Origin of the sequence: Pseudomonas sp. P129, from assembly GCF_020312195.1 — a bacterium.
In the GTDB taxonomy this organism is placed as follows: domain Bacteria; phylum Pseudomonadota; class Gammaproteobacteria; order Pseudomonadales; family Pseudomonadaceae; genus Aquipseudomonas; species Aquipseudomonas fragariae.
This window is the reverse complement of sequence record NZ_JAGPYS010000001.1, coordinates 272794-290780: the sequence shown is the minus strand read 5'-3', so window position 1 is coordinate 290780 and position 17987 is coordinate 272794. Positions and strand designations below refer to the sequence as shown.

Genomic DNA, 17987 nt, shown 5'->3' with positions numbered 1-17987 from the left:
GTAGAATGCCCCACCCCTCTGCTATCGATACTTCGCTGACCATGACCGACCTTGCCCTCTCCGCTGCCCGAACCGTCGCCATCATCGGAGGCGGCCCTGCGGGGTTGATGGCAGCAGAAGTGTTGAGCCAGGCCGGACTGAAGGTCGATCTGTACGACGCCATGCCATCGGTTGGGCGCAAGTTTCTGCTCGCCGGGGTGGGCGGTATGAACATCACTCATTCCGAGCCTTACCCGGCCTTTCTGGCGCGCTATGCCGAACGTTCGCCGATGATCGCTCCGCTGTTGCGCGGTTTTGACGCTGATACCCTGTGCCAGTGGATTCATGCGCTGGGCATCGAGACTTTCGTCGGCAGCTCGGGGCGTGTGTTTCCCACAGACATGAAAGCCGCGCCCCTGCTCCGTGCCTGGCTCAAGCGGCTGCGTGATGCGGGCGTCACGATTCACACGCGGCATCGCTGGTCGGGCTGGAACGCCGATGGCAGCCTGCGCATCGCGAACGCTGACGGTGAACGGGCGATCGAACCTGCAGCCACATTGCTGGCGCTGGGCGGCGCCAGTTGGGCGCGGCTGGGTTCGGACGGGGCCTGGCTGCCGTGGCTGCAGGCAAGGCAGGTCGAGGTTGCACCTTTGCAGGCCGCCAACTGTGGTTTCGAGGTGAGCGCCTGGAGCGACCTGCTGCGCGACAAGTTTGCCGGTGCTCCGTTGAAGAATATCGCGATGGGCCTGCATGGCCATGCCCTGCGCTTGGGCGAATGTGTGCTGACCGCGACGGGCGTGGAAGGCAGCCTGGTGTATGCACTGTCGGCGCAGATTCGTGAACAGATCAACCTCCACGGCTCAGCGATTGTGGATATTGACCTGCTGCCCGGCAAGACGCTGGCAGACATTCAAAAAGCCCTGAGCAAACCCCGTGGCTCGCGCTCGATGTCCAAGCACCTGCACAGCCAATTGGGCCTGGACGGCGTCAAGGCAGCACTGTTACGCGAGCTTGCGCCTCGTGAAGCGTTTGCCGATCCACTGGTGTTGAGCGAGGCCATCAAGGCGCTGCCACTGCCCCTGATCAAACCGCGCCCCATCGATGAGGCCATCAGCACCGCAGGGGGCGTCACCTTCGAGGCCATGGACGAGCGTCTGATGCTCAGGCAATTGCCCGGCGTATTCTGCGCCGGTGAAATGCTCGACTGGGAAGCGCCGACCGGCGGCTACCTGCTGACCGCCTGCTTCGCCAGCGGCCGCGCTGCGGGGTTGGGGATGGTCGAATGGCTGCAATCGCGCTGATCATGATCGTCGCCACGCTCCGCGCTTATCGTTATGTAAAAGTCCGCTTTTGATTCGGCCCGCAGGGCGTAGGAGCGAACCGGGCGACGCTTCGCTTGTTCGCGAAGAGGGTGTTTCAATCGATGCATTTTCGGCGATTATGCAGGCCCCTTCGCGAACAAGTTCGCTCCTACGGCCTCCGGCCAGAATCAAAAACGAACTTGCGTATAGCAATGAGCGCTCCGTCCGCTTTGAATGCGCACTGCGCCTCAAGGCTTCTTCTTGCGTGGGCCGGTGTTGAAGACCGGTACTTTACGCACCGGTTTGACCACCGGCGCAGGCTCGGAGTCGCCGCTGTCGACCCATTTGCCCAGGTTGCGCTTGCTGCCCGACACCTTGGGTTTTTTCGGTTTCTTGGGCTTTTTCAGGATCTGGCCGCTGGCATCCGTGCTCGGTACGCGATGCTCCGGCTCGAAGTCCTGCTCTTCCTTGCGCTCCAGGGTCTGGCGGGTCAGCACTTCGATGGCTGACAGCAGTTCGACTTCATCGGCACACACCAGCGAAATTGCCTCCCCCGTCAGCCCCGCACGGCCGGTGCGGCCAATACGGTGGATGTAATCCTCGGCCACGATCGGCAGGTCCAGGTTGACCACGGTCGGCAGGTCATCAATGTCCAGACCGCGCGCAGCCACGTCGGTGGCGACCAGAATCTTCACTTCGTTGCTCTTGAAGCGGTCCAGCGCACGCTGGCGAGTGGCCTGCGGTTTGTCGCCATGAATGCCGTCGGCGTTCATGCCCAGCGCCTGCAAGCGATCCACCAGTTGATCGACGCCAACCCGGGTCTTGGCGAATACCAGCACCTGACCCCAGCGATGCTTCTTCATCAGATGGATGAACAGATCCGCCTTGCGTTTCTTGTCCACGGTCACGACCCATTGCTTGACCGAAGACGCCGCGACGTTGCGCGGGCTGACTTCGATGGTCAGCGGGTCATTGAGCATCTGCGCGGCCAGCAGACGAATCTCGTCAGAGAACGTCGCGGAGAACAGCAGGGTCTGGCGCTGCTTGGGCAACACCGCGTAGATACCGCGCAGTTCCTCGGCAAAACCCAGGTCGAGCATACGATCAGCTTCATCGAGGATCAGCGTCTGCAACTGGGAGAACTTGACCGCGTTCTGGCGATGCAGATCGAGCAAGCGACCGGGGGTCGCGACCAGCACGTCGACGCCCCTGCGCAGCTTCATCATTTGCGGGTTGATGCTCACGCCGCCGTAAGCCGCGTAGGTGGTCAGCGGCAGATGCTCGGCGTACTGACGAATGCTTTCGTGAACCTGATCGGCCAGCTCGCGGGTCGGCGCCAGTACCAGCGCGCGAATCGAGTTGGGCGCGACTTTCGGGCCTTCCATGGTCAGCCGTTGCAGCAGCGGCAAGGCAAAACCTGCGGTCTTGCCGGTGCCGGTCTGCGCAGCTGCCATCAGATCGCGGCCCGCCAGTACCGGAGGAATTGCCTGGGTCTGTACAGGCGTCGGAGTCTGGTAACCGAGCGCTTCGAGGGCACGCAGCAAGGGTTCGATCAGGCCGAGAGAGGCGAATGTCATGGAAATACCGTAGGAAGATTCAACGCAAGGCGCGCAGTTTAACCTGTCCGGCGCGCCTCGGTTAGCTTGTGCGTGTCGATGCGACCTCTGACGGCGGCGACCGGCGCCATTGCGGCAGGCCAATCAGCACCACGGCACTGATGATCACCACCATGGCCATGCACTCTTCGACACCGATCGTTTCGCCAGCGAACACCACGCCGAGCATCACTGCCACGGCCGGATTGACGTAGGCGTAGCTGGTCGCCGCTGCCGGGCGCACGTTCTTGAGCAGGTACATATAGGCGCTGAACGCGACGATAGAGCCGAATACCACCAGATACAGCAGCGCGCCCCAGCCCGCCGCCGTCGGCATATGCGCCAGACGCTCGCCACTCAAGGCACTGCCGATCAGCAGCGTCGCCCCCGCCGTGATCATTTCCGCCGCACTGGCCATCGGGCCTTTCGGCAACGGCAAATGCTTGCTCAGCACCGAACCCAACGCCCAGGCTGCGGCGGCAAAAATCACCACGGCAGCGCCATAAGGGCTGGCTTGCAAATTGGAGCCGAGGTTCAGCAGGCCGATGCCGATCAGGCCCAGCACGATGCCTGCCCATTCAAGATTCGTGGTGCGATTGCCCCAGAACAGGCCGAACAGCAGGGTAAACAGCGGCATGGTCGCCACCGCCAACGCGGCAACGCCTGATGCGACGCCTGCGTGTTCGGCCAGGGTCACACCGCCATTACCGCAGGCCAGCAGCAGGAAGCCGATCACGAACGCAGCTTTCCACTCGCGCCAGGTCGGCGCAGGCACGCCGCGAAACCGCAGAAAGCCATACATCAGGCAGCCGGCAATCAGAAAGCGCACACCCGCCATCATCAACGGTGGCCACGATTCCACGCCGATGCGGATCACCAGATAGGTAGAGCCCCAGATCAGGTACAAGGCCAGAAAGGCACCGATGAGCAAGGGTGAAACACGAACGGATTGAGGCATGGCTAGGCTCTGGGATCATTGTTATGGTTGACCTATTGTATGAAGGCCGAAGTCGGATATTAAGCAGACAAACCTGTTTAAAACGCGCTGAAACTTACGATTCAATGCTTGTCAGGCCTGCTTTCCTTTTATTTTAAAAACGCCCATCGCTGGGTACGAGGCACGCCATGACCCTGGATAAATACGATCGGATTCTGCTCGATGAGCTGCTGAAAAATGGCCGGGCGTCTTTTGCGCAACTGGCGAAACTGGTCAACCTGTCCGCGCCCGCGGTGGCCGAGCGGGTCGCCAAGCTGGAAGCCAGTGGCGTGATTACCGGTTACGAGGCCAAGGTCGATCTGTCGAAAGTCGGCCTGCCGATTCAATGCATCATCGAACTGCGCATGGGCAGCCATGGCAATCAGCAGGCCTACAAGGAACTGTGGAAAGTCCCCGAGCTGATCCAGTGTTACCGGGTGACGGGCGACCCGTGCGTAATCATGCGCGCAGCGGTCGATTCGATGCCGCATCTGGAAGACCTGATCAACCGGATCGCCAAGTTTGGCTTCAGCAAGACATCAATCGTGCTGTCGACAGCCGTGGAGCGCAGCCTGCCGAGCGATTACTTGATCAGCAACGGCAAGCAGGAGCACTGACAGGTCAGACGCCGCGCTGGCGCTTCAGGGTTTCACTGATCTTCGCGGCCGGGACTTTCTGCAGGGAACACAGCATCTGGTGGGAGATGGCAGAGATGCCGTGGGTCTGGCGCAATTCGTTGGTCAGGTGCGCGGTCAGGTTGGCCGCCATTTCCGCATCGGCCATCGCCCGGTGAGCCTTGCCGGTGTCGGGCAGACGCGCATAGCGGGTCAACGTGCCGAGCTTGTGGTTCGGTGCGCCGGGCATCAGGCGTCGGGCCAGCAGCAGTGAACAGGCGAAGCTCTGTTCGCGCGTGCGCTGGATACGCGACAGCTCGTAGTCCCAGAACTTCTGGTCGAACGAGGCGTTGTGCGCCACCAGCGGTGTCGAACCGACGAAATCCGCCACATCGCCCATCACCCGCTCGGCGCTGGGGGCGGTACGAATCATGTTGTTACTGATGCCGGTCAACCCTTCGATGAACGCAGGAATACGCACGCCGGCATTCATCAGGCTCTGAAAGCGCTCGACGATACGCCCCTGCTCCATGATCACCACCGCAATCTCGGTCGCCCGGCAGCTATGGCCCGGGGAGATGCCGGTGGTTTCAAAGTCGATGACTGCAATACGTTCCAACACTGGCCTGACCCTGTTAATTCATTTCAGCAAAAACGCGCCTTCGATCGGCACGTAACGACTGGCGGCGCGGATCAACGAGTTCGCGGTCAGCCCCGGCACGCCGTAGGCGACCGCCTCGACCCCATGTTTGCTGATCACGCGTTCGAGCAACATGTCGAAGTCGCCATCACCCGACGCCAGCACGATTTCGTCCACTTGCGGCGCGAAATCCATGATATCGATGGTGATGCCGACATCCCAGTCCCCTTTGGCCGAACCGTCGCTGCGCTGGATATACGGCTTGAGCCTGACCGTGAACCCCAGATTGCGCAGTATCTGCTGGAACTGCTGTTGCTTGCTGTCGCCACGATCGATGGCGTACGCAAACGCGTGAACGATCTCGCCGCGCTTGCTGATATCCGCCCACAAGGCGGCGTAATTGAAATGACAGCCATGCGCCTGGCGCACGGTGTAATACAGGTTCTGCACGTCGGCGAACACCGCGATCTTCTTCACCGCAATTCCTCATGGCGGGCAACATGCCCACGGGTTACAGCGATCCGGAACGTGAATCGGTGCCCAGTATGCCAGTTTGAGGAAGGAATTGAGGGATGGATCGGTACCGGCCGCTGCGAAGCCCGCGCGTCATGGCACAGATCATCGTTCCCACGCTGCAGCGTGGGAATGCCGTTCTGGACGCTCCGCGTCCGTTCCAGAGCACGCGGCGCAGCGCAGATTCGTGACGCAGAGCGTCAAAAACATTCCCGCTGGAACATGAAGAACGACCGTCACATCCTCAAACGAACGAATCATCATCCGAGAACATGTCGCCACCATCGTCGAAATTGTCGTCAGCCGTGTACTGCTGATCCGGCTGCCCCCAACCGCCCTGATCATTGAACGAGCCGGTGTCCTGCGCCTGTGGCGCGTCATGAATGACTTCGACGATTTCCTGCGGCTGGCTGTGGTGGCTGAACATGCTGCTGATACCTTCTGCCAGCAGCACACCGCCCGCTACACCGGCCGCGGTCTTCAGCGCCCCGCCAAGAAAGCCACTGCCGGCAGCCGGGGCAGGCGCGGCATAACCGCCCTGTGGCGCTGCGGGCGCAGGTGCAGGATTGAAACCGCCACCATCACGCCAGCCGCCACTGGATGGCTGGCTAGGTTGTGGCTGCGATGCGCGCGGTGCACTGCTGCCAAAGATACTCGACAAAAACCCGCCACTCGCTGGCGCGGACGAGGCTTGCCCCTTGGCCTGCTGGAGCTCGGCCTGCAACTGCTGAATCTGCTCGTCGCGCTGTTTTACCTGCTGATTGAGCTGATTGACGGCCGCTTCCTGCACCAGAATCGCCTGCGTCATGTAGTACGGCGCAGCGGGCTGGCGGGTCAGATGCTCCTTGATACGCGCCTCGGCCGCAGCATCTCGCGGGGCGGAAGCCGTTTCAGCGTCTTTCAGTTTCGAGAAAAGACCGTCAATCAGGGTTTGCTCTTCGCTGTTCATGACCACCTCACTGAGTTGCCACTGGAATTCTTCCCTGCCGCAATGGCAGGACCATGTGCAGAAAATGGGGCCTCATCGACGCGCTTCAATGACATGAAGAAAAAGATAACAAGGCGTGCGCCGAAAACCACTGCGCTTGGTTAGACCGGGGCCATGGGCTAAAGTGTGCGCCTGCTTTTAGCCTGCGATCTATCTCCATGAACCCGTTGAACGTCATCCAGGATTCGCTTTATTTCTTCCGGCGCAATCTGGGCAGCATCGCGCTGCTGTGCCTGCCTGTCGTGATCCTTGAAGTGCTGGCCAAACAAGCGCTGGGCAGCGCCATGTCCGCCGACACTTCACCTGCCTACGCATTGGTGATCGGGCTGTTTTTCTACCCTGTCTATACCGCCGCGCTGATCCTGTTTCTCGACGCACGCAGCCGTGGCGAGGACGTACATACCCGCGATGTACTGGCCATGGCCGTGCGCCTGTGGCCGACGTTCGCCGTGCTCTCGGCCATGAGCACCCTGCTGATCATGTTCGGCCTTTCATTGTTCGTCTTACCCGGCATCTGGGTGATGATCAAACTGGCGTTCAGCGAATACCTGCTGGTCCTCCGCAAACTCACGCCGTTCATGGCCATGCGCGAAAGCATGCAGATGACCACCGGACACTTCACGCGCATTCTGGTGTGCGTACTGAGCGTCTACATTCCCCTGTGGCTGCTCGAGGGCGCCAGCCTGTACCTGTTTCCGGAACCGCAAAGCGCAGCGGTTTCCGTGATCACCGACAGCATCGGCAGCTTCCTGCAACTGTTCACCACCATCGTGACGTTCCGCCTGTTCATGCTGATCAGCGAGCCCGCGCACCGCGCCTGAAGCAAAGGCTGACGTCAGGCGCGTCGATTCGGTATGCTCAACGCCGAATCCCTCACTGAGCGCCAGGCGCCCCAAGTCGAGCCGATGCCCCGTTTACTGCTACGTCTGACCCTGTACGGCTTGCTGCTGGTCGCCGTATTGCTGTTACTGGTTTTCCAACTGACCTGGCGCCCTCCGGCCCGTGAATTACTCACGGCCAGCTGCAACCCTGCAGTCGAGGCACCGAAACTGGTGCCGGGGCAAGCGCTGAAAGTCATGACCTGGAACATCCAGTACCTGGCGGGTAAGCGCTACGTGTTCTGGTACGACATGGCTGACGGCAGCGGCCCGGACGAACGCCCGACCCATGAAGACCTTGCCTACAATCTGGACGAAGTGGCGCGGGTCATCCGTGACGAACAGCCCGACATCGTGCTGCTGCAAGGCGTCGACGATGGCGCCAAGAACTCTGACTATGAAGATCAGTTGGCGCTGATCAAGGAACGTGTCGCGGACCTCTACCCGTGCAGCACGCAGGCCTTCTACTGGAAGGCAGAGTTCGTGCCCAACCCGCATATCTGGGGCAGCGTCGGCAGAAAACTGGTGACCCTCAGCCGCTTCCATATCGACAGTGCCGAACGCCTGCAACTGCCGGTGCCCGACGCCAACATCATCAGCCGTCAGTTTCAGCCAAAGGATGCGTTGCTGGTCAGCTACCTGCCCTTGCGTGACGGCGGCAAACTGGCCGTCATCAACACCAGCCTGACCACCGCCAGACACGCCGGCGACACCGCACAAAAACAGGTCGCGGCCACTGAAACGCAGCTGGACAAGCTGGAAAGCGGCGGCACGCCCTGGCTGATCGGCGGCGACTTCAACCTGCTGCCGCTGGGCCAATACCAGCGCCTCCCCGAGCAACAGCGCCTTGGCTATGCCGCCGACAGCGAACTGCACCAGCTATGGGACAAATACCCGATGATCCCCAACAACGCCGAATCCAGCGGCATCGACCGCAGCAAATGGCTGACGCGCTTCCCCAACGATAGCCGCATCAACGGGCCGGACCGGACGGTGGATTACCTGTTCTACAGCCCGAGCCTGAAGCGGGTCAGCGCGCGGGTGCGGCGGGATGATACGTTGCTGATCTCTGATCACTTGCCGGTGATCGGGCGATTTTTGCTGCCGGTTTTGCCTTGAGGTGGAAAGCGGCATTCAGGTTTCAATACTCTGGCTGGTCACCAGACTTCCGAATGACGTGCTTCAACAGCCGATTATGATCAAATACTTGGAACCGTTTCTGGAAGCGCTCGCCTAATGATTAGCCCGTGGATACTTCCATGGGCGACGTGCCAATACCGGCATACACCAAAGGGTGATCCACATGGCTAAAGACGACAAGAAAAGTAAAGGCGAAGCCTCGAAAGCCAGCAAAGACCTGAAAGACAAGAAGGCATCACCGGCCAAGAAATCTGAAGCGGCCTCGACGCTTTCCAAGTCTTCCGAAAAGAAAGACAAGAAGAAAGACGCCGAGCCAAAGAAAGCGGCCAAAAAAGCTGATAGCAAGCCAGAAAAGGCCAAGAAATCAGACAAGGTTGAAAAGGCTGAAAAGCCGGCTAAAAAGAAAAAGTGACATCTGCTGCCTGCCAGGGCGTTGCGCCCTGGCGTTCTCTGGGTCACTGTCTCGATTGCAAGCTAAGTGACCAGAATAAAGAGGTTCTCCCTTTAGATATCAACTCAACGTTGCACGCCCTGAATTTTCTCAAGACGCATTTCATAACCTTGACCTGGCTGCGTGACCGTCTCTGTTTCAACGGTCTGCACAACACGGCCCGATGCATCCTTGGTCACTGCGATGCTTTTGCTGTAAGCGGTTTGAACGCAGCCCGAGATAGAGATGACTGCCAGCAACAACAAAGCGAAGTTAGTTTTCATTATGGATTCCTGTCCATTGGTTGAGTGGCGGGCAGCTTAACCGGATAGATAGCCTCTTGCCGTCATTTTTGCGCTTTTGCTTTATAAAGTCCGCTGGAAAAGCCGAGCCCCTAATTAGCCTGACGCCGTTCAACGTGATCGGTTGGCAGAGCTTGACGGCTTAGCCTCTCGGTCTACTGGATTACGAGCCATTGCTCCCGGACCTCACGTCCCCCTCAGCTTCACCCGCGCCCTCGCCTCCGCCACCAACGGATCATCCGGCCAGTAATGCTTTCTATCACCTAGCACCTGCGACATTGACAGCGTTGTAGCTTCTAAATTAGTGGACTTCTGGCGTTTTCGTCAGCAACACCGTTGACTGTCAATCTCGCTATGGAGGATTGACATTTTGAGAGGATATTTTTTGAGAGGATTGACACCCTCGGCAAGATCTGCCCATAACAAAGCGAAACGGCCCTAACAAGGCGGGCCGTTTGCTTGGGACCGTCACGTAGCGTTAGAGGGTTGAAGCAACAACTGTATATGTATACACAAAACCGCACCTATTAGATCCGTGCAAACCCATACTCAAGTCTTCGCACATATCAATCGAAATGTTCCGAGCATTCGCAAACCATCCTTTCTTCTAGCCAGATAGAGCTCATTCAGTTCAACAGAGCCATAGTCTCTCACGGACTGAAATCCTATACTCTGAAGCTCATTTTCAATGACAGCGGGGTCAAGCCATGTTTTCCATGGTTCACCCAGTTGCCCGATCAAACTCACAAGATAATCGCCTATGGCATTTTCAATGGGATCGAGCAACGTAGGGGTGACGCCGTAATCGAAAATTATGCCGCTTCCTTTTGGCAGTGACGCGACAAACGTTAGTGTGTCAAGTATCGCTTCCTGGGATATGTATATCGTCACGCCTAGCCAAGAAAAAAATGCAGGTTGATCTGCGCGAAAACCGGCTTTCTGCAGCTCTTCGGCTAAGGTGTTACTTTCAAAATCAACCGCCACGAACGTCAATGAGTCAGGTACTTTTATGGACGCTTCTTTAAGGAGACTTCTCTTCCATTCTTGGGTAGATGGATGGTCCACTTCAAATACCTGAAGGCCCTCTTCAAGATAAGTATTCCTGAGAGCGAATGTATCAAGGCCGGCACCTAAAACGACATATTGTTTCACTCCGGAGTGTACACATTTTTTGAGTTCATCTTCAGCTAATCGACTACGAATAACCACGGCAGCACGTATGCCTCGCGCATGGAGATCGTTGGATTGGAATGGATACTGTCGCAGGTCGGTTGCCGCCTGCTCGCCAAGAATCGGCAAGGCCAACGGGTCGTTGAATATGATTGGTTCGTCCAGCAGCTGATGAGCGGCCCGGAGTTCGGCAACCTGAAAAGCAGTTCGACTTGGAATACCCGTATTAATAATGTTTTTCTGTGAAGTGAGCATCATAGCTTTCCTGTATCGTACTATGGACCAACTAATATTTTCTGCATGATTATCCTTCACGTTTTACACCATCAATAGTTGCTGGTCTGCTATAGCTGGTTTTTTCGATCGACACTTGCAATTTGGCTTGCAACGTCCAGATTCCGCTTTAAGGACCTTTCGTGACCTGACTCCGCTGTCCTTGCACGCCCACCGGTACTTCGCCCTTGAAGGTCACCCGGCGTACGATGCGCTCTTGGGTTCCTTAATCATCCAGCGCGTAATGCTGGGTGGCGCGGTTATCCCAGATCGCTACGTCACCGCTATGCCAGCGCCAGCGCACAATATTTTCCGGCCGTGGGACGAGACTCTGCAGCAGGCTGAACAGGTGGGGGGGGGTAATGTTGTTCGATTAAGGCTATAGCTGGCATATTCAGGCAGCAAATGACTTAAATTCACTCTCGATGTATTTGATTCAGCCTACGCAAAAAGATAGATGGTGCCGTTCTATGCTGTCGGCACTGCGGATGACCGAGGAAGGCTCGATGGAGTTACGATGTCACTGTCGGCAACGTCAGCATGAAAAAGGCGCAAAAAGGGTCAAGAAAAATGCCAGTATTTCTTGACCCTTATCTGATGAGGGCTTGATGTCAATAAATTTTACTTACGAACGGGACAGTCGCTGACGAATTTGCGCAACCAACGCGTCAAGCGTCCCGCTTTCATTGGTCTCCACGCGTTTGCTGAGCAGCAACTCTTCGGCGCTGAGCGGGTCACGATTGGCCTGCTGCCCTTCGATGACGGTCAGGGTGGCGTCGGACAGATCGTTGTTGTCTGTCTGACGTTGTGCCAGCCAAGCGGCGATCACGGCCTGTGGCGCATTGCAGTCGAGGATCAGGAACGGTGCGCCGGTGGCCTCAGCGATTTTCGCCGCAGCGTCGCGTTGTTCACGCTTGAGGAAGGTCGCATCCAGTACCACCGGGAAACCAGCGCGCAGTAAGGTGTCGGCGATCTCGTTCAAGCGCGCGTAGGTGGCGGCGCTGGCATCTGCGGCGTAGATCCCTGCCTGCGGCTTGTTCTCGACATGCTGCTCGCCGAACAGGCGCTTGCGCTCTACATCCGACCGTAGGCGAATTGCCCCCAGTGCTTCTACCAGGCGCATGGCCACGTGGCTTTTGCCGACGGCTGATACGCCGTGAGTGATGGCCAGGAAACGCGAGGGGGTGGTGCTGTAGCTTTCTGCCAGGTTGGCGTAGTTGCGGTATTGGCGCAGGGTGGTTGCGCGCTGCACCGCGTCTGCCTCGGAAGGCATGCTGAACAGTGCAACCTTGGCGCGTACCAGGGCGCGGTAGGCTTTATAGAAGTTCAGCAGCTCCAGGCCTTGGTAGTCGCCGGTAAGTTCCAGGTACTGGCTGATAAAGCGCCGCTCCAGGCTTTTGAGGCCACGGTCTTCCAGGTCCATCGCCAGGAAACCGGTGTCGGCATACACGTCGGTGAAGCGGAATGGCTCGTTGAACTCGATGCAGTCAAAGATCACCACATGGTCATCAATCATAGTGGCGTTGCCCAGGTGAATATCACCGTGGCATTCGCGGATGAAACCATTGAGCTTGCGTTGTTCAAACAGTGGCTTGAGGCGCTCGAAGCTGCTTTCGGCCCAGGCCTGCAAGGCTCCCAGTTGTGCCAGGTCAGCCTTGTCGCTGAGGAAAGGGCGGATCTGCTCGAAGTTCTGCAGCACCGGCACCATGACGTCGTGTGGCGTGCCGGCGGTGTGTGTGGCCCGCACTTTCGGGGCATTCAGGTGAAAGTGCGCGATCTGCTTGGCCAGTTCATCGATGTGCGCGCTGGTCAGTTCGCCGTTGGCTTGCAAGGTGCTGAGCAGCTGGCTTTGTGGGAACTGGCGCATTTTCAGCACGTAGTCGACTACCGGGCCGTCGCCGCCCAATTGCGGTGCTTCTGCGCTGCCGGTGATTGGCAACACTTCAAGATACAAATTATCGGTCAGGCGCTGGTTGAGGCGCAGCTCTTCATTGCAAAAGTGGCTGCGGGCTTCCAGGGTGGTGAAATCGAGGAAGCCGAAATTCACCGGCTTCTTCATTTTATAAGCGTAGTTACCCGTAAGCAGGACCCAGGAAATATGGGTCTCGATGACGTGGAACTGATCCACCGGATGGGGGAACAGGGCCGGTTTTTGCAGGGCAGCAATCAGGGACTGGCTCACGTGTGATCCTTCGGAGTTTGGGGAAATTCATGGAGGGTATGATTGCTGCTACAGACGGTTGTGCAAACCGCTGTCCAGCTCATATTGGTCATCAATATTATTAGCTCAGCAGGCTGGAAACACCTGAATATAATATAGCGCAAGAAAACATCATCAATACTGATGCTGATGCTGATGCTGATGCTTTAAGTATTACCCGCCTTGTGCCCCCTCCTTCCTGCGAATGGAGATTGACAACAGTTCCGACGCTCAGCCAAAAAAGGGTTGCCAGCAACATAACCCCAGAAAAGACCAGCATTTCCTGAGCAATTAAAAGCGGATCGTCGATAAGCGTAACGGAAAAGATGATCGAAGACACAATAAATGCTTTCGGATTAAACAACGTAGTAATAAATATATTAAATCCCAAAATAGTTTCGGTCGCTTTTAAAAAGTCACCTGAAAGCTTCCACGTCTTGCAAGACAGGTAAGATATAGAGCCCGCACAGAACACCTTCATGAAAAACAGACAACCTGTATTGCCCGAGACATATTCGATCAGAATGGAATAGAAGGTGATCGCAATCACGTAGCCGGAAAGCTCGAACAACGGTAAACCAGCAGACGTCAAAAACCCCTTGGACACGCCGGCCGCCAGCAATAACGTATTCGTCGGTCCCGGAACAAATAACAGTACAGCAGACTCAATCGCTACCTTCAGCAGTTCATGCATATCACACCCTTGCACAACAGCAACATTTCACTTGACAAAAATTCATTGAATACCTGGTCACTCACCGCGCGCCCCGCAACTCGACCCCGTCCGCGCGCGTACGTCCCCAAGGCATAAACACGCGGTCATAAAGCTTTTTCAGGCATGGTACTTAACGATGCATGCCCCCCAAAAAAACATGCCAAAACTCAGGCAAAAGGCCAAATCACCATCATCCATCGGGGTCCCCGTCAGATTCAACAAACTATCAATCGTAAAAACATGCGCTTTCGGAGGCCGCGTTGGCAGCCTGAGTGTTGAGGCGTCGCCGCCGACCTCCATAATGTACATTTTGGACAAGTGCATAATAAAGTTATTGGTTATGAAGTGGCTTATAGCACTTTTATCAAAATCAACTTTCAAAAAAATATCCCTAGACAGCGTACGAACTGCGGTCAAGGCGAGCCGTAACGCATCAATATTTTTCTTTTCAGCATAAGCCTTAGTGACTCGGTGGTCGGTGGCCTCCGACCGCGCGATAACCTCATAGCAGTTTCTGGTTTTTTCGCAGGTCACCAGACAAACTGCCACCCCGTCACTTAAAATCGCCGTTCCAGGATAATGCCGCTCCTCGTCAGTCATCAGCTTTTCTGCGAATACCAACAAAACCTTGCTGTCTGGGCGCTCCTGCAGGATCTGCCCACAAAAACGCAAGGCATGAACGAAATTACCGCACTCCCCCGCAGACAAGGCATACAACGTCGCCTTATGAATACCGATATTCGCTGCCAACTTCGAGAGGTAGACACTCAGGCCAACGACCTTGTCAATGAATTTGGTTGAGCTGATATAGACAATATCGGTCACATCCTCTCGACCGACATGGCTCTCATCCAGGACCTTCGCGGCTGCCTTTTCGCACACAGCATAAACGTCACGACTTTCATTTACATAATATTCAAAGCCGCCCGCCCGAAAGGCCTTAAGCTCATCAGGACTCATGCAAGATGACAAGCTATCAATTGACTTCGACTCGTCGAAATCAAACACGACGTTAGAAATAAACAGATTGGACATACCGGCATTCCCTGGCAATTAAATATATACAAAAAAGAGACAGTCCAAATACTCAAAGCCCTGGCAGCCTATACGCCATCCAAAAGAGCCGAGCTTAACTCAGCCAACGAGGGCTGTTTATTGACGAACTGAACCTTGAGCCATTCGGAAATGGCCAGATAGTTGGACGGTAGCAACCTGCATAGCGTTGGCCTTTGATCATCCGACAGCCAACCATGGGCGTTACCCGCACGCTGGCGAATCGCTGGATCATTAGTGATGTACGTCTTGGCTCGCCCACCAAAATGGATCGTCTTAGGATCTGGAAGATCCACTATAAAGGCGTCGCTTGCGGAAAAAAGGGTCTGCCTGATCAGTCCAGGCAAAAAAGACTCGCCTATCAGCACGTTCAACTCACTGCTGACAAAAAAATCTATTTGACTGAGCGTCCCTTGAGTGAAGTCGTTCGGGGCCGACAGCGCGCCTTCGATGCCAATCTTTATATCCAGTTCAGGGTGTTCAACCCTCAACCGGTTAATGCTCATCAATGCCTCCAGGTCATGCTCTTCATTATTGAGAATAATGGCATCACAGGCAGCGATGTTTTTCGCAAACTCAAACTGAGCAGCATCAATTCGCCCTTGCAGGTGCAAACGCTCAAGAACACCTTGCGGTAGCTTCTGGTAAAAGCCCTGAACACAGCGAGGATCATCCACGCTGATAAACAACTTGTTCTTTTGTGGGGTACTACTAAAACGCCCTTGGTAGGCCGAAATAACCCGGTAGTAGACCAGTTCAGTCGTCATACCGTAGACGCCGGTCAGGGCGACAGCGTTCAACTGATGCGCCAGAACTTTTGAAAACAGAACCTTATCGTTTTCACTGTGGGTAATAGCCACCCCCACACACCCGGAGTCATTGGATCTTTTGGCGCCCAATCTCGACAGAATGCTGTCCAGGCTACCGGAATCAATCGCCTCAGCGGTCCAAGGAACTGCCTGAAAAGCTAGATGTCCGCACGCCTGTGCACGCTCTATAAAAGAATAATCCAGATTATCTTCCGAGAGCGTCAGGACATGAGGGTAAGCCAGGCCAAAATAACTAGAAAACTCATCCCCCCGGCTCCAGCGACTTTTGAAAGCCTTACCCAACCCGTCTTTCGCAGGCTGCCGGGCAACCTTGCTTTCCACGCTCTCTGTGCTGCCTGGCACCTGGCGAATGACTTTCTCACCCAAGACTAATGGCGAGCATTTATTGCGGATCTTGGTGGTCAACTTGGTGAGCACATCACCAGGACCGATCTCTACGTACTCATCGACCTCCAACCCCATCAAGTAACGAACGCTGTCCAACCACTGCACTGGGCTGTACAGTTGCTTCACCAGTTGGCTCTTCAGCGTTTCATTCTGATGGGGCAAACCGGTGACGTTACTGATCACCGTTTTATTCATCGGTCGAAACGTGAAAGGCTCGAGAAACCGCTCAAAATCTTGTGCTATCGGCTGCATGTAGCGCGAATGAAAAGGTGCCCCCACCGGAATAGGAATGTAGGTGCCCGCCAGCGAGTTGATAATGCCTTCAAACGCCTCCAGCGCCTGATGCGGCCCTGCAATCACCAACTGATCCGGAGAGTTGATGTTTGCAACATCAATGCTGGTAATGCCGTTATCGTTGAGCAGTTGCTGCAGATCCTGAGCTTTATAATTCAGGATCACGGCCATGGAACCGGCATTCGCGGAAGACATCAATTCCCCGCGGTGCTTGACGATGCGCAGTCCCGTTTCAAAGTCAAAGACATCCGCGGCGAACAGCGCCGCATATTCTCCCAGGCTGTGCCCGGCCAGGAACTTGATCACCACCTCGTTATCTTCCCGATAGGCGAGGTACTGCAATGCACACACGGTATACAGCGCAGGTTGCGTGTACTGTGTTTTGTTCAACTGCTTCTGTGGGTCTTCCAGGCACAGCTGCTCAATGGAATATCCCAGAATATCACTGGCGATTTCAGTCTGCCGACGGAAACGTTGGAACAATTCACGCCCCATGCCCACTCGCTGTGAGGCCTGTCCTGGAAAAACAAGGGCAGTGTTCTTTGCTGGATTATTGCCGACCACGCTTGTTCGAGTCTTTTCCATAGAATGATTTACCAAGGTAGTGTCTTGAGGCCCGGGTTGAGCGATAGCGCTTTCGCTATACGCCTTTGCAAGGCGCTTTAGGGTCAGCACGCCGGCCTGGTATTGAGTCGTGTCGTTACTCATCAAGGACATCAGCGTCAGGCTCACAGGGACCTGCTTTGCCCTGAACGCACCCAGATGCTGTTTGACAAATCCATGCAACGATCCGGAAGGACTAAGATCAACATACACAGGCGTCGCGCCTGTGGCGCTTGCCTCTATCAAGTCGATGGTGTCTGCAAAGTTGATGGGTGACTCAACGATCCCCCAAAAGTGCTCGGCGTCAATCACACGACACCGCGCAACCGTTGCACAGGAGTAAAAAGGCAGCGTGAATGCCCCGGTTGTGTACTTTTTTATCGACGCTAAAGAAGCCGCTTTTAACGGGCGTATGGCAGGCGAATGAAAGGCGTAGTCCACAGCGATCCGCTGATATAAAAAAGCTCGTTGCTGGCAGCTCTTTTCCAACGCATCAATCACCCACGTATCTCCCGAAAAGGTGACGTGTCGTGAGTGATGCACACCCGCAACAGCAACTTCAGGAAACTCGGCGAGCAGTGCGTCCCTTTCATCCGGGGTAATCAATGCCGACAGCATGCCGCCTTTCGGCAACTTGCCTTGTCCTGCAAACTGCTCGATCAATAAGGCTTGATCACAGATTGCAGCCAATAAATCCGTATCCGAAATGGCACCGGCAACACAAGCGGCAATGAACTCCCCCAAACTCGTGCCGATCACCGAGTCAGCGGTGATCCCTTCAGCAGCGAGGGTTGAGACCAGTGCCAGTTGCACCATCACGATGCTCGGATGAGTGAACGTGATAGAGGAGAAGTCATCGCTGCGAGACTTGTCTTTACGATAAATCTCCGCGATTACCGATTTACCCAGTATGCGTTGGCCTATCAGATCCAGCCGCAGCATGGCTTCACGAAACGTTGAATGCGTCAGGAATAGATGGCTCGCCATCTGATAGTAATGACACCCCTGCCCGCCGAACATAAATATCCTGTGCAAGGGATAGACCATCCCCTGGTTCAGCGGCGAGGCGGTGTCTCTGGCGAGCGCATCGGTCCTGACATTCATTG

16 protein-coding genes and 1 pseudogene are annotated in these 17987 nt (G+C 56.0%); 5 read left to right on the top strand and 12 right to left on the bottom strand.

The annotated features are described in order from the left end of the window. The first annotated feature begins 41 nt into the window (after positions 1-41). Positions 42-1280, top strand: coding sequence for a TIGR03862 family flavoprotein (locus tag KBY02_RS01350; protein ID WP_177410931.1), 1239 nt, complete (start codon positions 42-44; stop codon positions 1278-1280). Positions 1281-1528: 248 nt separating this feature from the next. Here the strand turns inward: KBY02_RS01350 and KBY02_RS01345 are convergent, their stop codons facing one another. Beyond that, positions 1529-2857 (bottom strand): DEAD/DEAH box helicase, encoded by a 1329-nt coding sequence (locus KBY02_RS01345; protein ID WP_003399924.1) that lies wholly within the window; start codon positions 2855-2857, stop codon positions 1529-1531. Between the two features lie 61 nt (positions 2858-2918). Then, positions 2919-3833, bottom strand: a complete 915-nt coding sequence (yedA, locus tag KBY02_RS01340; protein WP_024640222.1) for a drug/metabolite exporter YedA — start codon at positions 3831-3833, stop codon at positions 2919-2921. Positions 3834-4000: 167 nt separating this feature from the next. Here yedA and KBY02_RS01335 point away from each other — a divergent pair, with 167 nt between their 5' ends. Then, the gene (locus tag KBY02_RS01335) at positions 4001-4468 is read left to right on the top strand and encodes an Lrp/AsnC family transcriptional regulator (protein WP_024640221.1); all 468 of its coding nucleotides are present in this window, start codon (positions 4001-4003) and stop codon (positions 4466-4468) included. Positions 4469-4472: 4 nt separating this feature from the next. On the opposite strand, the gene KBY02_RS01330 is transcribed toward KBY02_RS01335, so the two are convergent. The 3 genes from KBY02_RS01330 to KBY02_RS01320 all read right to left on the bottom strand — a co-directional run bounded on the left by KBY02_RS01330 (position 4473) and on the right by KBY02_RS01320 (position 6567). Then, entirely contained in the window at positions 4473-5084 is a 612-nt protein-coding gene (locus KBY02_RS01330; RefSeq protein WP_003399918.1) for a PolC-type DNA polymerase III, read from the bottom strand. 21 nt (positions 5085-5105) lie between these two features. Then, positions 5106-5582, bottom strand: a complete 477-nt coding sequence (locus KBY02_RS01325; protein ID WP_010426725.1) for an NYN domain-containing protein — start codon at positions 5580-5582, stop codon at positions 5106-5108. Positions 5583-5862: 280 nt separating this feature from the next. Beyond that, positions 5863-6567, bottom strand: a complete 705-nt coding sequence (locus KBY02_RS01320; protein ID WP_011268948.1) for a DUF2076 domain-containing protein — start codon at positions 6565-6567, stop codon at positions 5863-5865. Positions 6568-6764: 197 nt separating this feature from the next. Between KBY02_RS01320 and KBY02_RS01315 the strand changes: the two genes are divergently transcribed. The 3 genes from KBY02_RS01315 (at position 6765) to KBY02_RS01305 (ending at position 9036) form a co-directional block, all read left to right on the top strand. Next, positions 6765-7427 carry a YciC family protein gene (locus KBY02_RS01315; RefSeq protein WP_024641317.1) on the top strand — a complete coding sequence of 221 codons (663 nt, stop codon included), beginning with the start codon at positions 6765-6767 and terminating at the stop codon, positions 7425-7427. A 33-nt stretch (positions 7428-7460) separates the two neighbouring features. After that, positions 7461-8603, top strand: a complete 1143-nt coding sequence (locus KBY02_RS01310) for an endonuclease/exonuclease/phosphatase family protein (RefSeq protein WP_024641318.1) — start codon at positions 7461-7463, stop codon at positions 8601-8603. A 175-nt stretch (positions 8604-8778) separates the two neighbouring features. Next, positions 8779-9036 (top strand): hypothetical protein, encoded by a 258-nt coding sequence (locus tag KBY02_RS01305; RefSeq protein WP_024639707.1) that lies wholly within the window; start codon positions 8779-8781, stop codon positions 9034-9036. Between the two features lie 104 nt (positions 9037-9140). Here the strand turns inward: KBY02_RS01305 and KBY02_RS01300 are convergent, their stop codons facing one another. The 7 genes and pseudogenes from KBY02_RS01300 to fabD form a co-directional block, all read right to left on the bottom strand. Further along, positions 9141-9338, bottom strand: a complete 198-nt coding sequence (locus KBY02_RS01300) for a hypothetical protein (RefSeq protein WP_003313844.1) — start codon at positions 9336-9338, stop codon at positions 9141-9143. Between the two features lie 567 nt (positions 9339-9905). Beyond that, positions 9906-10784 (bottom strand): class I SAM-dependent methyltransferase, encoded by an 879-nt coding sequence (locus tag KBY02_RS01295; protein WP_225649716.1) that lies wholly within the window; start codon positions 10782-10784, stop codon positions 9906-9908. A gap of 145 nt (positions 10785-10929) precedes the next feature. Then, positions 10930-11151 (bottom strand): annotated as a pseudogene (locus KBY02_RS01290) (TauD/TfdA dioxygenase family protein); the annotation flags it as partial. A 273-nt stretch (positions 11152-11424) separates the two neighbouring features. Continuing rightward, positions 11425-12981, bottom strand: a complete 1557-nt coding sequence (locus KBY02_RS01285) for an AAA family ATPase (protein ID WP_024641320.1) — start codon at positions 12979-12981, stop codon at positions 11425-11427. A 100-nt stretch (positions 12982-13081) separates the two neighbouring features. After that, the gene (locus KBY02_RS01280) at positions 13082-13693 is read right to left on the bottom strand and encodes a hypothetical protein (RefSeq protein ID WP_032607420.1); all 612 of its coding nucleotides are present in this window, start codon (positions 13691-13693) and stop codon (positions 13082-13084) included. Between the two features lie 138 nt (positions 13694-13831). Then, positions 13832-14749, bottom strand: a complete 918-nt coding sequence (locus tag KBY02_RS01275; RefSeq protein WP_032653293.1) for a hypothetical protein — start codon at positions 14747-14749, stop codon at positions 13832-13834. A gap of 68 nt (positions 14750-14817) precedes the next feature. Then, entirely contained in the window at positions 14818-17985 is a 3168-nt protein-coding gene (gene fabD, locus KBY02_RS01270; protein ID WP_058822780.1) for an ACP S-malonyltransferase, read from the bottom strand. Positions 17986-17987: the final 2 nt, after the last annotated feature.

What these genes read in the sequence shown, in the direction of transcription:
- KBY02_RS01350 (WP_177410931.1), top strand. Translation starts at nt 42, where the DNA reads ATGACCGACCTTGCCCTCTCCGCTGCCCGAACCGTCGCCATCATCGGA.
- KBY02_RS01345 (WP_003399924.1), bottom strand. Translation starts at nt 2,857, where the DNA reads ATGACATTCGCCTCTCTCGGCCTGATCGAACCCTTGCTGCGTGCCCTC.
- yedA (WP_024640222.1), bottom strand. Translation starts at nt 3,833, where the DNA reads ATGCCTCAATCCGTTCGTGTTTCACCCTTGCTCATCGGTGCCTTTCTG.
- KBY02_RS01335 (WP_024640221.1), top strand. Translation starts at nt 4,001, where the DNA reads ATGACCCTGGATAAATACGATCGGATTCTGCTCGATGAGCTGCTGAAA.
- KBY02_RS01320 (WP_011268948.1), bottom strand. Translation starts at nt 6,567, where the DNA reads ATGAACAGCGAAGAGCAAACCCTGATTGACGGTCTTTTCTCGAAACTG.
- KBY02_RS01315 (WP_024641317.1), top strand. Translation starts at nt 6,765, where the DNA reads ATGAACCCGTTGAACGTCATCCAGGATTCGCTTTATTTCTTCCGGCGC.
- KBY02_RS01310 (WP_024641318.1), top strand. Translation starts at nt 7,461, where the DNA reads ATGCTCAACGCCGAATCCCTCACTGAGCGCCAGGCGCCCCAAGTCGAG.
- KBY02_RS01300 (WP_003313844.1), bottom strand. Translation starts at nt 9,338, where the DNA reads ATGAAAACTAACTTCGCTTTGTTGTTGCTGGCAGTCATCTCTATCTCG.
- KBY02_RS01295 (WP_225649716.1), bottom strand. Translation starts at nt 10,784, where the DNA reads ATGATGCTCACTTCACAGAAAAACATTATTAATACGGGTATTCCAAGT.
- KBY02_RS01280 (WP_032607420.1), bottom strand. Translation starts at nt 13,693, where the DNA reads ATGCATGAACTGCTGAAGGTAGCGATTGAGTCTGCTGTACTGTTATTT.
- KBY02_RS01275 (WP_032653293.1), bottom strand. Translation starts at nt 14,749, where the DNA reads ATGTCCAATCTGTTTATTTCTAACGTCGTGTTTGATTTCGACGAGTCG.
- fabD (WP_058822780.1), bottom strand. Translation starts at nt 17,985, where the DNA reads ATGAATGTCAGGACCGATGCGCTCGCCAGAGACACCGCCTCGCCGCTG.